At 75.7% G+C, this 1,146-nt stretch carries 1 protein-coding gene; it reads left to right on the top strand.

The window, feature by feature from the left end:
• A partial coding sequence (locus tag DQW06_RS21270) for a HAMP domain-containing sensor histidine kinase (RefSeq protein WP_117199167.1) occupies nt 1-1,146 on the top strand: 1,146 nt, incomplete at both ends.

Below are 1,146 nucleotides of genomic sequence, written 5' to 3'. Positions count from 1 at the left end.
GGGGAGGGGCGGCGGGGCCAGGGCCGGGCTCACCCTGCGCGCCAGGCTGACCCTGGTCTACACCGCCGTCTTCGCCGCGGGCGGGGCGGTGCTGCTCGGGGCCAACTACGCGATGGTCTCCGCCAGTCTGGAGGCCCGGGGCGTCGACCTGGCCGCGACCATCGTCGCCTCGGGGGACGGAGGGGAGCCCTCCATCGCCGTCGGGCCCGCCGAGCTCGTGGAGTCGGCGGGGCCGTTCGATGAGGTGGAGAGGGCGTCCGGGCCGACGAGTCCGCTGGTCGACTACCAGGACGGTGTGCTCTCCGACCTGCTGACCACGTCGGTCGCCGTGCTGGTGGCCGTCGCCGCCCTGGCGGCCCTGGCCGGGTGGCTGATCGCGGGCAGGCCGATGCGCAGGCTGCACGCGGTCACCGAGACGGCCCGCCGCATCTCCGAGCGCGACCTGCACAGCAGGCTGGCGCTGACCGGTCCCGACGACGAGTTCCGGGAGCTCGGCGACACCTTCGACGGGATGCTCTCCCGGCTGGAGCGGGCCTTCGACGCGCAGCGGCGGTTCGTCGCCAACGCCTCACACGAGCTGCGCACCCCGCTGGCGGTCCAGAAGGCCGCCGTGGAGGTACCGCTGTCGCAGGGCCGGGTCCCCGAGGACCTCAGGCCCGCGTTCACCCGCGTGCTGGACTCGGTGGACCGCAGCGAACTCCTCATCGCGGGGCTGCTCCTGCTCGCCCGCTCCGACCGCGGCCTCGCCCGCACCGAGCCCGTGGACCTGGCCGGGGCGGCGGAGAACGCATCGGCGCTGCTCGAACGCGACGCGCGGGAGGCCGGGGTCGACCTGCGGACCGACCTCGCGGCCGCGGAGGTGGAGGGGGATCCGGTCCTGCTGGAGCACCTCGTGCGCAACCTGGTGGACAACGCGGTCCGCTACAACGTCCCGGGCGGGTGGGTCGAGGCGCGGGTGCGCACGGCGGCCGGTCGCACCGTGCTGAGGGTGGCCAACACGGGCGGGAACGTCACCGACCCCGAGAGCCTGTTCGAGCCCTTCCACCGGGGCGGCGACGCCCGGTTGCGCACCGCGCGGCCCGGCAGCGGCCTGGGCCTGGCCATCGTCCGCTCGATCGCCTCCGCCCACGGCGCGCGGGCCGAGGC

This window comes from Nocardiopsis sp. TNDT3, assembly GCF_003427465.1.
GTDB classification, from domain to species: domain Bacteria; phylum Actinomycetota; class Actinomycetes; order Streptosporangiales; family Streptosporangiaceae; genus Nocardiopsis; species Nocardiopsis dassonvillei.
The sequence above is the reverse complement of the archived record's forward strand: the minus strand, read 5'-3'. Positions and strand labels throughout refer to the sequence as shown.